Below are 16,695 nucleotides of genomic sequence, written 5' to 3'. Positions count from 1 at the left end.
CTAAAAAATTCTGTTGATATGCGGAAGGGTTATAAATGAACCTGCACCAATTTCGCTTCGTGCGCGAGGCCGTCCGGCAGAATTTCAACCTCACGGAAGCCGCGAAGGCGCTGTACACGTCGCAGCCCGGGGTGTCGAAAGCCATCATCGAACTCGAGGACGAGCTCGGCGTCGAGATCTTCACGCGCCACGGCAAGCGCGTGCGCTCGCTGACCGAGCCGGGAAGGATCATTCTCGCGTCGGTCGAGCGGATTCTCCAGGAGGTCGAAAGCCTTAAAAGGGTCGGAAAAGATTACGCGGCGCAGGACCAGGGCAACCTGACGATCGCCGCGACGCACACGCAGGCCCGCTACTCGCTGCCCGCCGCGATCGCCGAGTTCAAGAAGCGCTTCCCGAAGGTGCATCTGTCGATCCTGCAAGGCAGCCCGACGCAGGTCGCCGAAATGGTGATCCACGATCAGGCTGACCTCGCGATCGCGACGGAGGCGATCGCCGACTATAAGGAGCTCGTGTCGCTGCCCTGCTTCCAGTGGCACCACGCGGCCGTCGTGCCGGCCGATCACCCGCTCCTCGAGCGCAAGCCGCTGTCGCTCGACGATCTCGCGCAATTCCCGCTCATCACGTACGACGACGCGTTCGCCGGCCGCAAGAAGATCAACCAGGCGTTCGCGCTGCATCGCCTCACGCCCGACATCGTGCTCGAGGCGATCGACGCGGACGTGATCAAGACCTACGTCGAGCTCGGGCTCGGCGTCGGCATCATGGCCGACATCGCGTTCAACCCGGAGCGCGACCGCAATCTGCGCGCGATTCCGGTCGGGCACCTGTTCGGCAGCAACGTGACGCGCGTCGCGCTCAAGCAGGGCGCGTATCTGCGCGGTTATATCTATACGCTCGTCGAGCTGCTGTCGCCGACGCTCAACCGCAAGCTCGTCGAGACCGCGCTCAAGGGCGAGGCCGAGACCTACGAGCTGTGACGCACGGCGCGCCGTTCCCGCGCGCCGCCTCGAACCGGCATGGAGACCTCCGGATGAAGCCATCCTGCCTGCTGCGCCGCGCGGCCGCCTGCGCCGCGGTCGCGCTCGCCTGCACCGCGGCGCGCGCCGATCTGACGGTTGGCGTCGACCTGTCGACGACCGGCCCCGCCGCGACGATCGGCCTGACGAGCAAGAACGCGATCCTGATGTGGCCGAACACGATCGCGGGACAGAAGCTGAACGTGATCGTGCTCGACGACGCGTCCGATCCGGGCCTCGCCGTGCGCAACATCCGCAGGCTCGTGACGGAGGACAAGGTCGACGTCGTCGTCGGGCCAAACATCACGCCGGCGGCGCTCGCCGCGCTCGAACCCGTCGCCGCCGCGCAGACGCCGATGATCACGCTGATCGGCTCCGGCTCGATTGTCGAGCCGCAGCAGGGCAAGCGCGTATGGGCGTTCAAGATGGCGCAGAGCGACCGCGCGATGGCCGACGTGCTGACCCGCTACATGGCGAACCACGGCGTGAAGACGGTCGGCTTCATCGGCTTCGCGGACAGCTACGGCGATAGCTGGCTCGACGAGTTCACGCGCTTCGCGGCGCTGCGCAAGGTGAGGATCGTCGCGACCGAGCGCTACAACCGAACCGACGCGAGCGTGACGGGCCAGACGCTGAAACTGATCGCGGCGAAGCCGGACGCGATCCTGATCGCGGGCGCCGGTACGCCGACCGTGCTGCCGCAGCGCACGCTGATCGAGCGCGGCTACCGGGGGCCCATCTACCAGACGCACGGGATCGCGACGCCCGAGTTCCTGCGGCTCGGCGGCAAGGACGTCGAAGGCACGCTGTTCCCGACGCAGCCTGTCGTCGTCGCGCGCACGCTGCCCGCCGGCCATCCTGCGAAGCGTGCGGCGCTCGCGTTCGTCGACGCATACGAGACGAAATACGGACTCGATACGGTCACGCAGTTCGCGGGCGACGCGGCGGGCGTCTACCCGCGCCTCGCGGACGCGGCCGGCCGCGCGCTGAAGACCACGCAGCCGGGCACGCCGGCGTTCCGCACGGCGCTGCGCGCGGAGCTCGAGCGCGCGCACGAGCTCATCGTGCCGAACGGCATCGTCAACACGAGCGCCGCCGACCACGTCGGGCTCGACCAGCGGGCGAGCGTGATGGGCATCGTGAAGCACGGCGCATTTGTCTATCTGAGTCAGTGAATGAGCCGGTGAACCGCCCTGTCGCGCCGCGGCGGCGGCGGATGCTTGCCCGTATGGGGGATTTCGGTGATAATTTGCGTTTTCGCCGCGCACAATCGCATGTGCGGCGCAGGTTGGCCCAGGTGGTGAAATTGGTAGACGCAGGGGACTCAAAATCCCCCGCCGCAAGGCGTGCCGGTTCGATTCCGGCCCTGGGCACCATTACATAGTTCCGAGCAGTCCCAAGAATTCCCCAAACCCGCGTCAGCTCCAGGCTTTTGCGGGTTTTTCATTTTCGGCCAGCCCTGAGCGGAACCGGGGGAAGCCCCCAAAATCGTGAGTAAGATTGGGGGGACGGATTGCCGTTTTGGGATAAGCCGACGGCAGGGATTCACACTCGCTTTCCCCCTCACCGACCTTCGATGCCGCAATGTTCGCTACTCGGCGGAAGGCGCAGGCAACAAATTGTGCGACGGCGGCGGCCCGTTCCTTGAACTGCGCGCCAGCCGGGCGAAGAAATGCCACCTCGAATATCGGTTCAACGGCAAAGAAATCCTGCTGACGTTCGGCGACTATCTCCGGCCGTATCTCTCACGGAAGCCTGCGGGCCAGGCGCGATGAGGTCAAACGAGCGCTCGCGTCCGGCCTGGATCCGGCAACGCATGTAGCTCTCGCGAAAGATTTCAACGCCAGCCAGCCGACTGGCGATCATGCGTGTCGGTAATTCACGCCCCAGCAACACGCGCGCTGGAACCCGAAGGACCCCGGATCGGTAACCGGTATTAACACCGGCCAGGACACCATTCGGGACGCAATATCACGATGCCGGCAGCAGCTTCGGCATCTTGTGCAGTTCGACCCCGTAGCCGTTTATCTTGTCGTCCGGGACATCGAACCGCCGTAGCCATGCCTCTGTCGCCACGCGCGTATTGAGCAGCAGCGCAGTGCTGCTGATCGTGCCGCTTTGCAGAATATCGGACGTTTCCGCCACGATCGGGCGCAATGCGTGATTCAGCAACACATACGCGTCGGGTATCCCTTTACCCGTCGGCACGCCAGCGGCCGGCTCGGGGCCGGCTTGGATGATCAGACCGCCGTCGCCGAACGTCATGCTTCGATTCCGGACGCCGACGATGGGATAGATACCGTCGCATTTCGGGCACGACGCCATGTCACCCTCGAGCGCCAGCGGTTTCCCGTAAACGATGTTGATCGACGTGCCCGCCGGCACACGGCCACCGTGGGAAGTCGTGTCACCTTCCCGGATGAGCGATAACCCATGCCGAATCCTCAGTGGAAAATCCGCGAGGACTGCGGCACGTGCCGAATAGGGGGAAACTACCCTGCCGAAGTTACCGGGTAAACAAAGCAAAGCTCGGCGCGCACACATTGGCGGGCGGCGCGGGCGATCTTTCGCGCAGCCTGTACCAGTCCGGGAGCGTCCCATACCCCGGGCAAGCTCAAGCCCGACGCGGATTTCGGGCGCTTGTTACTGATGTCGCCAGCGTTCTTGCTTTCGGCAGCGCGCACTGCCGAACGACGTCCATCGAAAACGCGCGGGGTACGATTGGGGCAGGACAACGCCCTTCGGCAATCAAATTAATTTTCCGCCACATAAAGCTCTGTCCGAAATTTGGCGTGTGCGGCCCCATGCGCGCCGCCAGCAGACATCGAAGCATCGCGCCACTACCGCCTACGCTCGCTGCGGCATCGTCCGACGGACATGCCCCGCACCGCCGGCCGCGGCAATCGAGCCCCGCCTTGACACTATCAACGCGGAGCTTTTTCATTTGCGCCCGCCACGGCGCGGCGCGGCGCGGCGCGGACCGCCAGTCGGCCATGCCGTGCGGCGCACACTCCTGCCCAATCAAGGTGGCGACGAACATCGAACGCCGCTCGCCTGGCCGCCGGCAGCCCCAACCTGCGTCCCGCCTAAAGAAACCGCCCGTCCGCTCGCCAAAAATTTCGCCACATGCAAACTTCCGGAAATGATTCAGTGGGAATTGTTACAATCCACATCCAAATGTATGAAGAATGCAATAGATGCAAGGCATTGTTTTATCTCTTCAAAACGCGTTGTCGCTCGAGAACGTGCTGCTGGGATTGGGTGCGCTTGTCGTGGTCGGCGGCCTCGCGTATGCGATCCGATCGATCCGGCTCTTCATGAAAATCGGCAACGACGAGTGAGTCTTCGCTAACCGGCGATCCCCGTTCGTGCCGACCGGCGCGACACGCTCGCCAATCCGCCCTCCGTGTCGCGCGCGTCCGTCGCCGGCGGACACCACCCGCCCGTCACGTATCGATCTCCTCCTCCCGGTCGTCCGCCGCCGCTACTGCGCGTCGTCGCGCACGCCCTCGTCGTTGCTCACGACGACGAGCACCTCCGCCTGCGTCGCGCCGACGCTGCGCATCCGGTGCGGAATCAGCGCATTGAAATAAACCGAATCACCCGTCCTCAGCTTGATCGTCTCGTTCGGGAACGCGATCTCGACACGCCCCTTGTGGACGAACAGCATCTCCTCCCCTTCGTGCTCGCGAAACGCCGAGCTCACGTAATCGCGCGGCGGATACACGATGAACGGCAACAGCCTCTTCGGCGCAACGCCCGCCGCGATGCTCTCGTACGTGCGCGCGCGCACGCTCGATGCGCTGCCCATCGACGTGCGCTCCGACGCCCGCGTGACCGTGATCAGCTCGCGATCCCGGCTCTCCGAGAACAACTGCTCGACGTCGACCTGCAGCGCCTTCGACAGCTTCAGCGCGACCGCGATCGACGGCACGCTGAGGCCGCGCTCGACCTTCGACAAATAGCTCTTCGTGAGGCCGGTCGCTTCGGCCAGCACGTCGAGCGTCCATCCTTTCTGCTTTCTCAGCAGCTTCAGACGAATCGTCATGACGGCAAATGTCTTTTGAAAAACTGATTGTATCACATGACACTTTGTGTCCTATAATTGACTTCGTGTTCTTGATGCGTCGCGACGACGCGTCAGGAACACGGCATATTCGTTCACATCCTGGAGGTGGTATGGTCGACACATTGAAGATGGGCAAGGCCGAGCTCGTCGCGCTCGCGCAGCGGCGGCTCGACAACGAAATCAAGGATAGCGGGTGGACCGCGCGCGAGATGCTTGCGCTCACGTGCCGGATCCTGTTCGACGACGGGCACGACTGCGGCCTCGCCGGACAGATCACGTGCCGTGCGGATACGCCGCACACGTACTACACGCAGCGCCTCGGGCTCGGTTTCGACGAGATCACCGAATCGAATCTGCTGCAGGTCGATCAGGATCTCGAAGTGATCGGCGGCGAAGGCATTCCGAATCCCGCCAACCGCTTTCACACGTGGATCTATCGCGCGCGCCCCGACGTCAACTGCATCATCCACACGCATCCGGCGCACGTCGCCGCGCTGTCGATGCTCGAGACGCCGCTCGTCGTGTCGCACATGGACACCTGTCCGCTCTACGACGATTGCGCGTTCCTGAAGGATTGGCCAGGCGTGCCCGTCGGCAACGAGGAAGGCGAGATCATCTCGAACGCGCTTGGCGACAAGCGCGCGATCCTGCTGTCGCATCACGGCCAGCTCGTCGTCGGCAAAACGATCGAGGAGGCGTGCATGCTCGCGATCCTGATCGAGCGCGCAGCGCGGTTGCAACTGCTGGCGATGGCGGCCGGCGCGATCGAGCCGATCCAGCCCGCGCTCGCGACCGACGCACACGACTGGATCTCGACGCCGAAGCGCGACGCCGTGACGTTCGCGTACTACGCGCGGCGCGCGCTGCGCCATCACCCCGACTGCCTCGGCTGATCCGCCGAATTGCCCGCGCGTCGAATCGATAGCGAACCGACGACGAACCGACGACATCGAGCACTCCGGAGCCCCCGACTCATGTCCAACCCATTGCAAGGCATCATCGCCTACCCCGTCACCCCCTTCTCGCCCGACGGCCAGGTCGACACGACCGCCCTCGGCGCGCTCGTCGAACGCCTGATCGCAAGCGGCGTGCACGGCATTGCGCCGCTCGGCAGCACAGGCGAGAGCGCCTATCTGTCCGACGCCGAATGGGAAGCCGCCGCGTCGGCCTCGATTCGCGCCGTCGACCGCCGCGTGCCGGCCGTCGTCGGCATCTCCGATCTCACCACCGCGAACGCGGTGCGCCGCGCGAAGTTCGCCGAGCAGGCAGGCGCTGACGCGGTCATGGTGCTGCCCGTGTCGTACTGGAAGCTGGACGACGAAGCGATCGTCGGCCACTATCGCGCGATCGGCGACGCGATCGGCATCCCGATCATGCTGTACAACAACCCGGCGACGAGCGGCATCGACATGTCGCCCGAGCTGATCGCACGCATCTTCCGCACGGTCGACAACGTGACGATGGTCAAGGAGAGCACGGGCGACATCAAGCGCATGCACCGGCTCGCGCAACTGGGCGACGGCGCGATCCCGTTCTACAACGGCAGCAATCCGATGGCGCTCGCCGCGCTCGCGGCGGGCGCGGCCGGCTGGTGCACCGCCGCGCCGAACCTGAATGCGCGCCTGCCGCTCGCGCTGTACGAAGCGATGCGCGCGGGCGATCTCGGCACGGCCCGCGCCGTCTTCCACCGGCAACTGCCGCTCTTGCAGTTCATCGTCGCGGGCGGGCTGCCCGTCACGGTGAAGGCGGGGCTGCGGCTCGCGGGCTTCGACGCGGGCGAGCCGCGCAAGCCGCTGCGCCCGCTCGGCGAAGAGCGCACGCGCGAGCTCGCCGCGATTCTCGACGCGCTGCGCGACGCTGCTCACGCGTGAACGGAACGGCGCGCATGCATACGATGAACGCGAAACTCGATGCGCTGCTGATCGGCGCGATACGGCCGCTCGCGGATACGGCGCACGCGAGCGCGATCGGCAAGCAACCGGTGCGCGAGCGCCTGTGGCTCGCGCGCACCGGCTTCGCCGGCGACGAGCAGGCCGACCGCAAGCATCACGGCGGCCCGGACAAGGCGGTCCATCACTATGCGTTCGACCACTATGCGCTATGGGCGGCCGAGATCGGCCCACGCGACGTGCTCGCGCGGCCGGGCGCATTCGGCGAGAACCTGTCGACGCGCGGCATCGCCGAGCGCGACGTGTGCATCGGCGACGTCTTCACGCTCGGCGGCGCGACGCTGCAGGTCTCGCAGTCCCGGCAGCCGTGCTGGAAGCTCAATGCACGCTTCGGATTCCGGAAGATGTCCGCGCGCGTCCAGCAGAGCGGACGGACCGGCTGGTACTACCGCGTGCTCGACGAGGGCTGGGTCGAGCCCGGCGGCGAACTCGCGCTGCGCGAGCGGCCGCATCCGGAATGGCCGCTGTCGAGCGTGCTCGATGTGCTGTACCGGCGCACGCTCGATGCCGGCGCGCTCGAAGCGCTGTCGCGCATCGACGCGCTGCCACTGTCATGGCGCCAACTGTTCGAGCGGCGGCTGAAGGCCGGCGCGGTCGAGGACTGGACGAAGCGGCTCGACGGATGACATGAGCGCGCAACGGGCGGCGAGGACCGGCGCCCGCCGCCCTGTCGCGCTCACGCGCCGGCGCAGAACGCGACGATCGCATCGGCGACGCGCGCCGCCGCCTCGCGTTGCGGAAAGTGACCGACGCCATCGAGTACGACGCGCTCGTAGCGTCCGGCGAAGAACCGCTCGCGCGATGCGGAGCTGTCCGGATGGTTGCAGGTGTCCGCGCCGCCGTGCAGCACGAGCGTCGGCACGGACAGAACGGGCGCGGGATTCAGACGCGCTTCGTCGTGCGCATACGCGGCGCAACCGTTCGCGAAGCCCCAGCGGTGCCGGTACGAATGCAGCACGACGTCTGCCCAGTCGGGCCCATCGAACGCGTCGGCCGCTTCGTCGAAGTCCTCCGGCGCATACCAGCCGGCCGGCGCCCACGTGTCCCACATCGTCCTCGCGAACGCGCGGCGATCGTCGCGCACCGCCCGCTCGCCGCGCGACGTCGCCATGAACCAGTGATACCAGTAACGGCGCGCCTGCTGCAGCGACAGCGGCTGATTCGGGTCGTTCGTGCCGTAGCCGACCGACAGCATCACGAGATGCGACGCCGCCCGCTCACGCAACCCGCACGCGTTCGCGGCGGCGCGCGCACCCCAGTCGTGTCCGACGAGCACCGGGCGTTCCAGCCGCAGCGCGTCGGCGAAATCGAGCAGATCGCGCCCGAGCGCCGCGAGTTGCCCGCTGCGCGGCGTCGCCGCGTCGCGAAAGCGGGTTGGCGCAAAACCGCGCAGCGCGGGCGCAAGCACGCGATAGCCGGCGTCGGCGAGCACGGGCGCGGCCGCTTTCCAGCACGCCGGGCTGTCCGGCCAGCCGTGCAGCAGCACGGCCGTGCGCGCGCCGTCCGGATTCCATTCGAGATACGCGACGTCCAGCAGCGGGGTCGTCGCAAACAGATAGTCGGGCATCGGGGTCTCCGCCGGTTGTCAGGTCGGTGACGTCGATCGTAGCCCGGGCTCTCGTCACGATTCTCAAAGAATCATCATCTATTATTCGAATATCTCGTTGAATCGGTGATCCGCATGAATGCGCCGTCGGACTCGGCAGCGATGTCGCTCGACATCGTGCTGCTGCGCACCTTTCTCGAAGTCGCCGACAGCCGCGGCTTCGCGCCCGCGGCCGAGCGGCTCGCGCTCACGCCGTCGGCCGTCAGCGGGCACATCAAGCGGCTCGAGCAGGCGACGGGCGCCGTGCTGCTCGCCCGCACGACGCGGCAAGTCGAGCTCACGCCCGCAGGCGAGACGCTCTATGCATATGCACGCAACATCGTCGAGATGGAGCGCGAAGCGCGTGCGCGGCTGCGCGGCTCGCCGCTGCACGGCCGGCTGCGCGTGGGCGCGTCGGAGGATTTCGCCGGCGCGTGGCTGCCGCAGGTGCTGCACGCGTTCGGCCGACTGCATCCGCGCGCGACGATCGAGCTGAAGGTCGGCATCACCGCGGATCTGCTGCGGCACCAGGCGTCGGGCCGCCTCGACGTCGTGCTCGGCAAGCATTGCCGCCGCATCGACGACAACGCCGGCGAACTGCTGTGGGAAGAGCCGCTCGTATGGGCGTTCGCATCCGGCGCCGCGCTCGACGCAAACGACGCGCTGCCGCTCGCGCTCTTTCCCGAGCCTTGCGTGTACCGCGAAGTGGCGCTCGCCGCGCTGAGCGACGCGCTGCGGCCATTTCGGATCGCGTTCGAAAGCGGCAGCATGGCGGGCTGCGTGGCGGCCGCGCTCGCGGGATTCGCCGTCACCGTCGTCGCGCGCAGCCAGTTGCGCGACGGCCTGCGCGAATGCGGGCCGAACGACGCACTGCCCGCGCTGCCCGCCGCGCGCTTCTACGCGTTCTCGCATCGACCGACGCCCGCCAGCAACGCGCTGATCGACGCGGTGCGCGAAACCGGACGCCGCCGCCGCTTCGCACCGGCGCATTAACGCGCCGGCGCAAACGAACGCGCGCTCGTTCGAGACGTTCGTCTCACAATGAATCGCCAATACGCGGCAGCCGAAGCGAGATAAACGGTCGACGATGAATCGACGAAAATCGATGAACGCGGGCATAAGAAAATCCCGCGAGTTCGAAAACAAGTCGCGGATATACTAGGATTCATCCATTCAAAATCTCGTCAAAACGTCCATGCGCGAGGTCAATCGTTTCTCCGAGATGGCCGTGTTCGTTCAGGTGATCGAGTCGTGCGGATTCTCTGCGGCGGGACGACGGCTCGACATGACGCCATCGGCGATCAGCAAGTTCGTTCAACGGCTCGAGACGCGGCTCGGCGTGCGCCTTTTGAATCGCACGACGCGCAAGCTGCAGCTCACGCCCGAAGGCGCCGCGTTCTACGAGCGCTGCGTGCGCATCCTCGAAGACATCGCCGACGCCGAGCGCGAGGCGATGCACGGCGCGATTCCGCAGGGGCGCGTGCGGATCAATTCGCACGTGCCGTTCGGCAAGCATCATCTGATGCCGCTCTTGCCCGAGTTCCAGCGCCGCTATCCGGACATCACGCTCGACATCGTGCTGTCGGACGCGGCCGTCGATCCGCTCGACAACCGCAGCGACATCGCGATCCGCTCCGGCGCACTCGACGATTCGCGGCTCGTGATGCGCAGGCTCGGCGGCAGCCGGATGGTCGTCGTCGGCTCGCCCGCGTATTTCGAGCGCAACGGCGTGCCGGCGACGCCCGACGATCTCGATCGCCACAACTGCATCGGCCTCAGCGGCAACGCGAAGGCATGGCCGTTCGTCGCGGCGGAAGGCCAGCGCCTGTTGCCGTCGGGCGGCCACCTGCTGCTCGGCGACAACGAAAGCATCCGCGAAGCGGCCGTTTCCGGGCTCGGGCTCGCGCGGCTCGCGCGCTTTCACGTCGACGCGGACCTCGACGCGGGACGCCTCGTGCCGGTGCTCGAGGCATTCAATCCGGGCGACGAAGAAGAGATCAACGCGGTGTTCGTCGGGCCGAGCGAGCATCTGCCGATGCGCGTGCACGCGCTGCTCGATTTCCTGAAAGAGCGGATACGGATCGGGCCGCGCGCCGCCGGCGATCGCGGCGAGGCGCCGACGCTCGGCGCGCGCGCCGTCGTCACGCGGCTGCGCTGAGCGCGCCGCCGGCGATGCGCTTCGGCGTGCCGTCGCGCGCACGAGCGGGTGCGTGCATATGCATATGTGCGTGCATCGTGCACGCGTGCTCGATGCGCTTTCAGCGGCTAGCCGCGTTTGACTCCGTCCGGAAGCGGGAAAACGGCGAAACGCGCGCCGAACGCCGGCGGACAAATTCGCGGCTTCCGCGCAACCGGCGCGGCGACGAACGATCTCGAATAGCGAATCGACGAGATGTGGATTCGTCGAACGCTGCCGCGCATCGGAACACCGCGGCGGCCCCTCGCCCGGCGCCTATTTCACGGTGAACGTATAGCGGCCCTGCGTGCGGTGGCCGTCGGTTGCAACCGCCACCCACTTGACCGTATACGCGCCGGCCTGCAGCGGCTTGAGCGCGACCGACATGCGCTTGCGATCGTTCGCGTCGACGACCGCCTTCGCGGCCTGGGCCGGCGCGCCGGCTGCGTCGACGACGACGATCGAGCTGAACGCGGGCTCGAGCGTCTCGGTGAAGTCGATCGACACGGCCTGCGGCGCCGCGACCGCGGCATTCGCGGGCGGATCGGTCTTCTCGGGTTTCGCGTGCGCGAATGCGGCGCCCGACAGCGCGAGTGCGAGCGCGGCGGCGAGGCCGCGCCGCGCGACGGAAGTGATCGTCATGGTCATCGTTACCTTCGTTTGAACGAGGAATGGCGGTCGCGAGCGCGACCGCGGGGCCTCGAGCTTACCAGCCCACGCGCGCTTGCGCCCGAGCGCGCCGCGACCGTTCTCCCGATCCGCGTTTGATGCGCTTGGTACAATGCGCGCGCCATGGATCTCGAAAGCATTCTGTTCACCCAAGGCTTCGGGTCGCGCCGCCAGTGCCGCGCGCTCGTCGAAGCGGGACGCGTCGCCGCCGGCGGCGCGACGTGCACCGACGCGCACGCGTCGTTCGACACCACGCAGCTCGTGTTCGAAGTCGACGGCGTCGCTTGGCCGTACCGCGCGCGCGCGTACGTCGTGCTCAACAAGCCGGCGGGCTACGAGTGCTCGCGCGAGCCGCAGCATCATGCGAGCGTGTTCAGCCTGCTGCCGCCGCAGTTCGCCGAACGCGGCGTCCAGTGCGTCGGCCGCCTCGACCAGGACACGACGGGCCTGCTGCTCCTGTCCGACGACGGCCAGTTCGTCCATGCGTACACGTCACCGAAGCGCAAGACGCCGAAGACCTACGTCGCGACGGTGCGCCACCCGCTCGACGACGCGCAGCTCGACACGCTGCGCGCGGGCGTGCTGCTGCACGGCGAGCCGAAGCCGGTCGCGGCGCTCGCCGCCGTCGCCCGAGGAGAACGACTCCTCGAAATAACGATCGCCGAAGGGAAATACCACCAGGTGAAGCGGATGGTCGCCGCCGCGAGCAACCGCGTCGACGCGTTGCATCGCTCGCGCATCGGCGGCTTCGCGTTGCCCGGGGATCTCGCCGAAGGCGCATGGCGCTGGCTCGACGAGCACGATCTCGCCGCATTGCGCGGCACGGCGAAAACCCTGTCAGGGTAAGCCCGAACGGCCGCCGCCCGGCGGCCTGAGCCATGCCGCATCGCAGCATGGCAGTGTCATCAAGCCCCGCTATACTCGAAACAAACCACAATACGTTCCAGGTTTGGGGGGACATCATGACCATCGACAATCCGATCGAAATATCGTCCGTGATACTGGCGTTCGCGGCGCTCGGCGCGATCATCATCGGCGGGCTGCTCACCGCGATGCATCTGAAGCGCAAATATCATCCGAATCTGATTGGCGCGCTGATCGGCGCGCTGCTGTGCTTCCTGTTGATCGAGGCGTTGCCGGCAATCACTTGACCGGGCGCGGCGCGGGCACGGTGCGCAGAAAGTCGTCGACAGTCGGATAACGCAGCGCGATGCGCAATTCGCGCTTCATTCTCGCGTTCGCGAGCCGCCGCGACTCGCGCATGAACGACAGCAGCATCGGCTCGAGCTGCCGCTCCGCTTCGGCGCGCGCGATGCGCGGCGGGCTGCGCATGCCGAACGCGCGCGCGATCCGCTCGAAGTAGTCCCCCATCTTCAGCTCGGTATCGTCGCTCGCATGGACGACCCGCGCGGGCTTGCCGCGCGCGGCGGCGCGCAACAGAATCGACGCGAGATCGTCGGCATGAATATGGTTCGTATAGACGTCGTCGGCCTCGGCGAGGGCCGGCGTCCCCTTCTCGAGCCGCGCGAGCGGCAACCGGTTCGCCGCGTAGATGCCGGGGATCCGCACGATGCGCGCGGACAGCGCACCGCGCGCGGTCGCGCGGCGAAGCTGACGCTCGGCCGACACGCGCCGCTGCGCGCGCGGATTCGCGGGCCGCACCGGCCGCGTTTCGTCAACCCGCGCGCCGCCGCAATCGCCGTAGACGCCGCTCGTGCTCGCGTAGACGACGACGGGACGCGACGGGGCGTCGGGTACAATAGCCGATGCTCGAAAAAGTGGCCGAGCCGATCTGGCAGTGGCCCGCCCGGCGCGCAGCCTGCCGTATGCCGGCGCGAACTGACGCGACGGCCGCCGCGGCGACGCGAGCGCGGCGATGAGCGCCTGCGTTCGGCGATCGACGTCGCCCGTGGCCTGCGGCGGCGCGAGATGCAGCACGACGTGCGCGACGCGCGCGATCCGCTCGAGCGTCGCGCGCGCGTCCAGATCGCCGACGACGGGCACGACTCCCGCCGCCCGAAGTTCGGCGCAGCGCGAGCGCCGGCTCGTCAGCGCGACGACGCGCAGGTTCTCGCGCCGCGCGCGCAGTTGCGCGGCGCAGCGCAGGCCGACGTCGCCGCAGCCGACGATCAATACGCGCGGCCGGCGCAGGATTCGTGTCGCAATCATGGTGTATCGGTTGATCCGCAGGAATGCATTGTAGCTGCCGTGCACGCCTTGCACGGTCCCCACTTTTTGTTCTCAACGACTTATGGCTTTTAACGTAACCCTCAAGCAAAGCGGCCGGCAGTTCCAGGTCGAGGCCGACGAAACCGTGCTCGCGGCGGCGCTGCGCCAGAACGTCCATCTGCCCTACGGCTGCAAGAACGGCGCGTGCGGCTCGTGCAAGGGCACGATCGTGCAAGGCCAGTTCGAGCAGGGGCCGCATTCCGCATCGGCGCTGTCGAACGACGAGCGCACGCGCGGCCTCGCGCTCCTCTGCTGCTCGAAGCCGCAGAGCGACCTCGAAGTCGACGTGCGCGAGATCGCGGGCGTCGACGGCGTCCAGGTGAAGAAGCTGCCGTGCCGCGTCGCGGCGCTCGAGCGCCGCGCGGACGACGTGATCGTGCTGAGGCTGCAGTTGCCCGCGAACGAGCGCCTGCAGTATCTGGCCGGCCAGTACATCGAGTTCATCCTGAAGGACGGCGCGCGCCGCAGCTATTCGATGGCGACCGCGCCGCACGAGGAAGGGCCGATCGAGCTGCACATCCGCCACATGCCGGGCGGCAAGTTCACCGACCACGTGTTCGGCGCGATGAAGGAACGCGACATCCTGCGCCTCGAAGGCCCGCTCGGCACGTTCTTCCTGCGCGAGGATTCGGACAAGCCGATCGTGCTGCTCGCATCCGGCACGGGCTTCGCGCCGATCAAGGCGATCATCGAGCACGCGCACCACGCGAAGCTCGAGCGCCCGATGACGCTCTACTGGGGCGCGCGCCGCAAGAAGGACCTGTATCTGCTCGACGCCGCCGAGCAATGGGCGAAGGAGATCCCGAACTTCAAGTTCGTGCCGGTGCTCTCCGAGCCCGACGCGAGCGACGCGTGGGCGGGCCGCACGGGCTTCGTGCATCGCGCGGTGATCGAGGATCTGCCGGATCTGTCCGGGCACCAGGTGTATGCATGCGGCGCGCCCGTGATGGTCGAATCCGCGCAGCGCGACTTCACGCAGCACCATGGCCTGCCCGCCGACGAGTTCTACGCGGACTCGTTCACGAGCGCCGCGGACCTCGCACACCCGGTCTGAGCGCCGCGCGGCCCGGGAAAACCGCCGCGACACGGAATTGTCGCGTCGCAGCGGTTTACTTGAGGCCGCGTGATGCCTTATGCTTGCGCACATGAACCGCTTCCAGTCCCCTCTCCGACGTCGCCGCTCGCCGCTCCGCACGGATGCCGCCGGCTCGCCACGGACTCGCGCGTAACCGCTTCCCCGTTACGCACAAGCTGTTCGAACCACCAAGCCACGGCATCCCGTGGCTTTTTTTATTGTCTTTTCGCCGACTGCCCGCTGGAGCCTGCCGCTATGCCGCTGAACGACTACCCGATCGACTCGCTGATGTACATCACGAACCGCCCCGACATCGTGTTCACGCACGGCAAGGGCTCGTGGCTCTACGACCACACCGGCAAGCGCTACCTGGATTTCATCCAGGGCTGGGCGGTCAACTGCCTCGGCCACTGCAACGACGGCCTCGTCCAGGCGCTGCAGGCGCAGGCCGAGAAGCTGCTGAACCCGTCGCCCGCGTTCTACAACGAGCCGATGGCGAAGCTCGCGGGCCTCCTCACGCAGCACAGCGTGTTCGACAAGGTGTTCTTCGCGAACAGCGGCGCCGAAGCGAACGAAGGCGCGATCAAGCTCGCGCGCAAATGGGGCCGCAAGTTCAGGAAGGGCGCGTACGAGATCATCACGTTCGACCACGGCTTCCACGGCCGCACGCTCGCGACGATGTCGGCGAGCGGCAAGGCAGGCTGGGACACGATCTACGCGCCACAGGTGCCGGGCTTTCCGAAGGCCGAGATCAACGATATCAACTCGGTCGAGCGGCTGATCAACGACAAGACCGTCGCCGTGATGCTCGAGCCGATCCAGGGCGAAGGCGGCGTGATCCCGGCGTCGCGCGAATTCATGCGGCAACTGCGCGCGCTGACGAAGCAGCACGACCTGCTGCTCATCGTCGACGAAGTGCAAAGCGGCTGCGGCCGCGCCGGCACGCTGTTCGCGTACGAGCTCGCCGGCGTCGAGCCGGACATCATGACGCTCGGCAAGGGTATCGGCGGCGGCGTGCCGCTCGCGGCGCTGCTGTCGAAGGCGGACGTAGCGGTGTTCGAGGCGGGCGACCAGGGCGGCACCTACAACGGCAACCCGCTGATGACCGCGGCGGGCCACGCGGTGATCTCGCAGCTCGTCGCGCCGGGCTTCCTCGAAGGCGTGCGCGCGCGCGGGGAATACCTGAAGCGCAAGCTGCTCGAACTGTCGGAGGAGCGCGGCTTCGAGGGCGAGCGCGGCGAAGGCCTGCTGCGCGCGCTCCTGCTCGGCAAGGACATCGGCCCGCAGATCGTCGAGAAGGCGCGCGACATGCAGCCGGACGGCCTGCTGCTGAACGCCGCGCGCCCGAACCTGCTGCGCTTCATGCCGGCCCTGAACGTGACGAACGACGAGATCGACCAGATGATGGCGATGCTGCGTTCGGTGCTCGATTCGCTCTGATCGCGCATGTCGACCGAGATCGTCACGAACGACGTCGCGATCCGCCCGTTCGGGCTCGGCGACACCGACGCCGTGCTCGCCGTGTGGCGCGACGCGTTCCCGTCGTATTCGGACGCGAGCACGCCGCACCGCGATCCGCGGCGCTCGATCGAGCTCAAGCTCGCGACGCAGCCCGAGCTGTTTTTCGTCGCGACCGCCGACGGGCGTGTCGTCGGGACCGTGATGGCCGGCTACGACGGTCATCGCGGCTGGCTGTATTCGCTCGCGGTCGAACGCGGCGCGCGGCGGCTCGGCATCGGCCGCGCGCTGCTCGCGCATGCGGAGGCGGCGCTCGCCGCGCGCGGCTGCCCCAAGGTGAACCTGCAGGTGCTACCGGGCAACGACGACGCGTGCCGTTTCTACGAAGCGCTCGGCTACCGCGCGGAAGAGCGCATCTCGTTCGGCAAGCGGCTCGCGACGGATTGACGTTGCAGTGAACGCGGCGCAC

Annotated in this window: 19 protein-coding genes and 1 tRNA gene; 14 read left to right on the top strand and 6 right to left on the bottom strand. The window is 67.3% G+C overall.

The window, feature by feature from the left end:
* The first annotated feature begins 35 nt into the window (after positions 1 to 35).
* The 3 genes from WS92_RS15355 to WS92_RS15345 all read left to right on the top strand — a co-directional run bounded on the left by WS92_RS15355 (position 36) and on the right by WS92_RS15345 (position 2,392).
* On the top strand, positions 36 to 977 hold the full coding sequence (locus tag WS92_RS15355) for a CysB family HTH-type transcriptional regulator (protein ID WP_006024855.1): 942 nt from the start codon (positions 36 to 38) through the stop codon (positions 975 to 977).
* 53 nt (positions 978 to 1,030) lie between these two features.
* Positions 1,031 to 2,191: an ABC transporter substrate-binding protein gene (locus WS92_RS15350; RefSeq protein ID WP_059932099.1), complete on the top strand. Its 1,161-nt coding sequence runs from the start codon at positions 1,031 to 1,033 to the stop codon at positions 2,189 to 2,191.
* 116 nt (positions 2,192 to 2,307) lie between these two features.
* A tRNA-Leu gene (locus WS92_RS15345) sits at positions 2,308 to 2,392 on the top strand.
* A 42-nt stretch (positions 2,393 to 2,434) separates the two neighbouring features.
* On the opposite strand, the gene WS92_RS34795 is transcribed toward WS92_RS15345, so the two are convergent.
* Together WS92_RS34795 and WS92_RS37000 are read right to left on the bottom strand one after the other, a co-directional pair.
* Positions 2,435 to 2,695: a hypothetical protein gene (locus WS92_RS34795; protein WP_138110378.1), complete on the bottom strand. Its 261-nt coding sequence runs from the start codon at positions 2,693 to 2,695 to the stop codon at positions 2,435 to 2,437.
* A 292-nt stretch (positions 2,696 to 2,987) separates the two neighbouring features.
* Positions 2,988 to 3,458 carry a type VI immunity family protein gene (locus WS92_RS37000; protein WP_082743733.1) on the bottom strand — a complete coding sequence of 157 codons (471 nt, stop codon included), beginning with the start codon at positions 3,456 to 3,458 and terminating at the stop codon, positions 2,988 to 2,990.
* Between the two features lie 755 nt (positions 3,459 to 4,213).
* On the opposite strand from WS92_RS37000, the gene WS92_RS35835 reads away from it, so the two are divergent.
* On the top strand, positions 4,214 to 4,357 hold the full coding sequence (locus WS92_RS35835; RefSeq protein WP_015601877.1) for a stress-induced YchH family protein: 144 nt from the start codon (positions 4,214 to 4,216) through the stop codon (positions 4,355 to 4,357).
* A gap of 143 nt (positions 4,358 to 4,500) precedes the next feature.
* On the opposite strand, the gene WS92_RS15335 is transcribed toward WS92_RS35835, so the two are convergent.
* Complete coding sequence (locus WS92_RS15335) at positions 4,501 to 5,064, bottom strand: helix-turn-helix domain-containing protein (RefSeq protein ID WP_015601498.1); 564 nt, start codon at positions 5,062 to 5,064, stop codon at positions 4,501 to 4,503.
* Between the two features lie 131 nt (positions 5,065 to 5,195).
* Here WS92_RS15335 and WS92_RS15330 point away from each other — a divergent pair, with 131 nt between their 5' ends.
* The 3 genes from WS92_RS15330 to WS92_RS15320 all read left to right on the top strand — a co-directional run bounded on the left by WS92_RS15330 (position 5,196) and on the right by WS92_RS15320 (position 7,660).
* Positions 5,196 to 5,978, top strand: coding sequence for an aldolase (locus tag WS92_RS15330; RefSeq protein WP_059932096.1), 783 nt, complete (start codon positions 5,196 to 5,198; stop codon positions 5,976 to 5,978).
* Positions 5,979 to 6,059: 81 nt separating this feature from the next.
* A complete protein-coding gene (locus WS92_RS15325; protein WP_009911529.1) occupies positions 6,060 to 6,956 on the top strand; it encodes a dihydrodipicolinate synthase family protein in 897 nt (298 codons plus the stop codon).
* Positions 6,957 to 6,970: 14 nt separating this feature from the next.
* Positions 6,971 to 7,660 carry an MOSC domain-containing protein gene (locus WS92_RS15320; RefSeq protein WP_015602120.1) on the top strand — a complete coding sequence of 230 codons (690 nt, stop codon included), beginning with the start codon at positions 6,971 to 6,973 and terminating at the stop codon, positions 7,658 to 7,660.
* A 50-nt stretch (positions 7,661 to 7,710) separates the two neighbouring features.
* On the opposite strand, the gene WS92_RS15315 is transcribed toward WS92_RS15320, so the two are convergent.
* Complete coding sequence (locus WS92_RS15315) at positions 7,711 to 8,601, bottom strand: alpha/beta fold hydrolase (protein ID WP_059932094.1); 891 nt, start codon at positions 8,599 to 8,601, stop codon at positions 7,711 to 7,713.
* 114 nt (positions 8,602 to 8,715) lie between these two features.
* Between WS92_RS15315 and WS92_RS15310 the strand changes: the two genes are divergently transcribed.
* Together WS92_RS15310 and WS92_RS15305 are read left to right on the top strand one after the other, a co-directional pair.
* Positions 8,716 to 9,612: a LysR substrate-binding domain-containing protein gene (locus WS92_RS15310; RefSeq protein ID WP_059932092.1), complete on the top strand. Its 897-nt coding sequence runs from the start codon at positions 8,716 to 8,718 to the stop codon at positions 9,610 to 9,612.
* Between the two features lie 202 nt (positions 9,613 to 9,814).
* Positions 9,815 to 10,777 carry a LysR family transcriptional regulator gene (locus WS92_RS15305; protein WP_006024844.1) on the top strand — a complete coding sequence of 321 codons (963 nt, stop codon included), beginning with the start codon at positions 9,815 to 9,817 and terminating at the stop codon, positions 10,775 to 10,777.
* Between the two features lie 294 nt (positions 10,778 to 11,071).
* Here the strand turns inward: WS92_RS15305 and copC are convergent, their stop codons facing one another.
* Complete coding sequence (copC, locus tag WS92_RS15300) at positions 11,072 to 11,443, bottom strand: copper homeostasis periplasmic binding protein CopC (RefSeq protein ID WP_006024842.1); 372 nt, start codon at positions 11,441 to 11,443, stop codon at positions 11,072 to 11,074.
* 144 nt (positions 11,444 to 11,587) lie between these two features.
* Here copC and WS92_RS15295 point away from each other — a divergent pair, with 144 nt between their 5' ends.
* The gene (locus tag WS92_RS15295) at positions 11,588 to 12,310 is read left to right on the top strand and encodes a pseudouridine synthase (RefSeq protein WP_059932090.1); all 723 of its coding nucleotides are present in this window, start codon (positions 11,588 to 11,590) and stop codon (positions 12,308 to 12,310) included.
* Positions 12,311 to 12,426: 116 nt separating this feature from the next.
* A complete protein-coding gene (locus WS92_RS15290; RefSeq protein WP_006024840.1) occupies positions 12,427 to 12,615 on the top strand; it encodes a hypothetical protein in 189 nt (62 codons plus the stop codon).
* Here WS92_RS15290 and WS92_RS15285 read toward each other — a convergent pair.
* On the bottom strand, positions 12,608 to 13,687 hold the full coding sequence (locus WS92_RS15285) for an NAD-dependent epimerase/dehydratase family protein (protein WP_059932237.1): 1,080 nt from the start codon (positions 13,685 to 13,687) through the stop codon (positions 12,608 to 12,610). The genes WS92_RS15290 and WS92_RS15285 overlap by 8 nt on opposite strands.
* A 28-nt stretch (positions 13,688 to 13,715) precedes the next feature.
* Between WS92_RS15285 and WS92_RS15280 the strand changes: the two genes are divergently transcribed.
* The 3 genes from WS92_RS15280 to WS92_RS15270 all read left to right on the top strand — a co-directional run bounded on the left by WS92_RS15280 (position 13,716) and on the right by WS92_RS15270 (position 16,673).
* Positions 13,716 to 14,747: a CDP-6-deoxy-delta-3,4-glucoseen reductase gene (locus WS92_RS15280; RefSeq protein WP_006024836.1), complete on the top strand. Its 1,032-nt coding sequence runs from the start codon at positions 13,716 to 13,718 to the stop codon at positions 14,745 to 14,747.
* 276 nt (positions 14,748 to 15,023) lie between these two features.
* Complete coding sequence (locus WS92_RS15275; protein ID WP_006024835.1) at positions 15,024 to 16,208, top strand: acetylornithine transaminase; 1,185 nt, start codon at positions 15,024 to 15,026, stop codon at positions 16,206 to 16,208.
* Positions 16,209 to 16,214: 6 nt separating this feature from the next.
* The gene (locus tag WS92_RS15270; protein ID WP_015601391.1) at positions 16,215 to 16,673 is read left to right on the top strand and encodes a GNAT family acetyltransferase; all 459 of its coding nucleotides are present in this window, start codon (positions 16,215 to 16,217) and stop codon (positions 16,671 to 16,673) included.
* The last annotated feature ends 22 nt before the right edge of the window (positions 16,674 to 16,695 follow it).

Origin of the sequence: Burkholderia sp. MSMB1588, assembly GCF_001546925.1 — a bacterium.
GTDB classification, from domain to species: Bacteria; Pseudomonadota; Gammaproteobacteria; order Burkholderiales; family Burkholderiaceae; genus Burkholderia; species Burkholderia humptydooensis.
The sequence above is the reverse complement of the archived record's forward strand: the minus strand, read 5'-3'. Positions and strand labels throughout refer to the sequence as shown.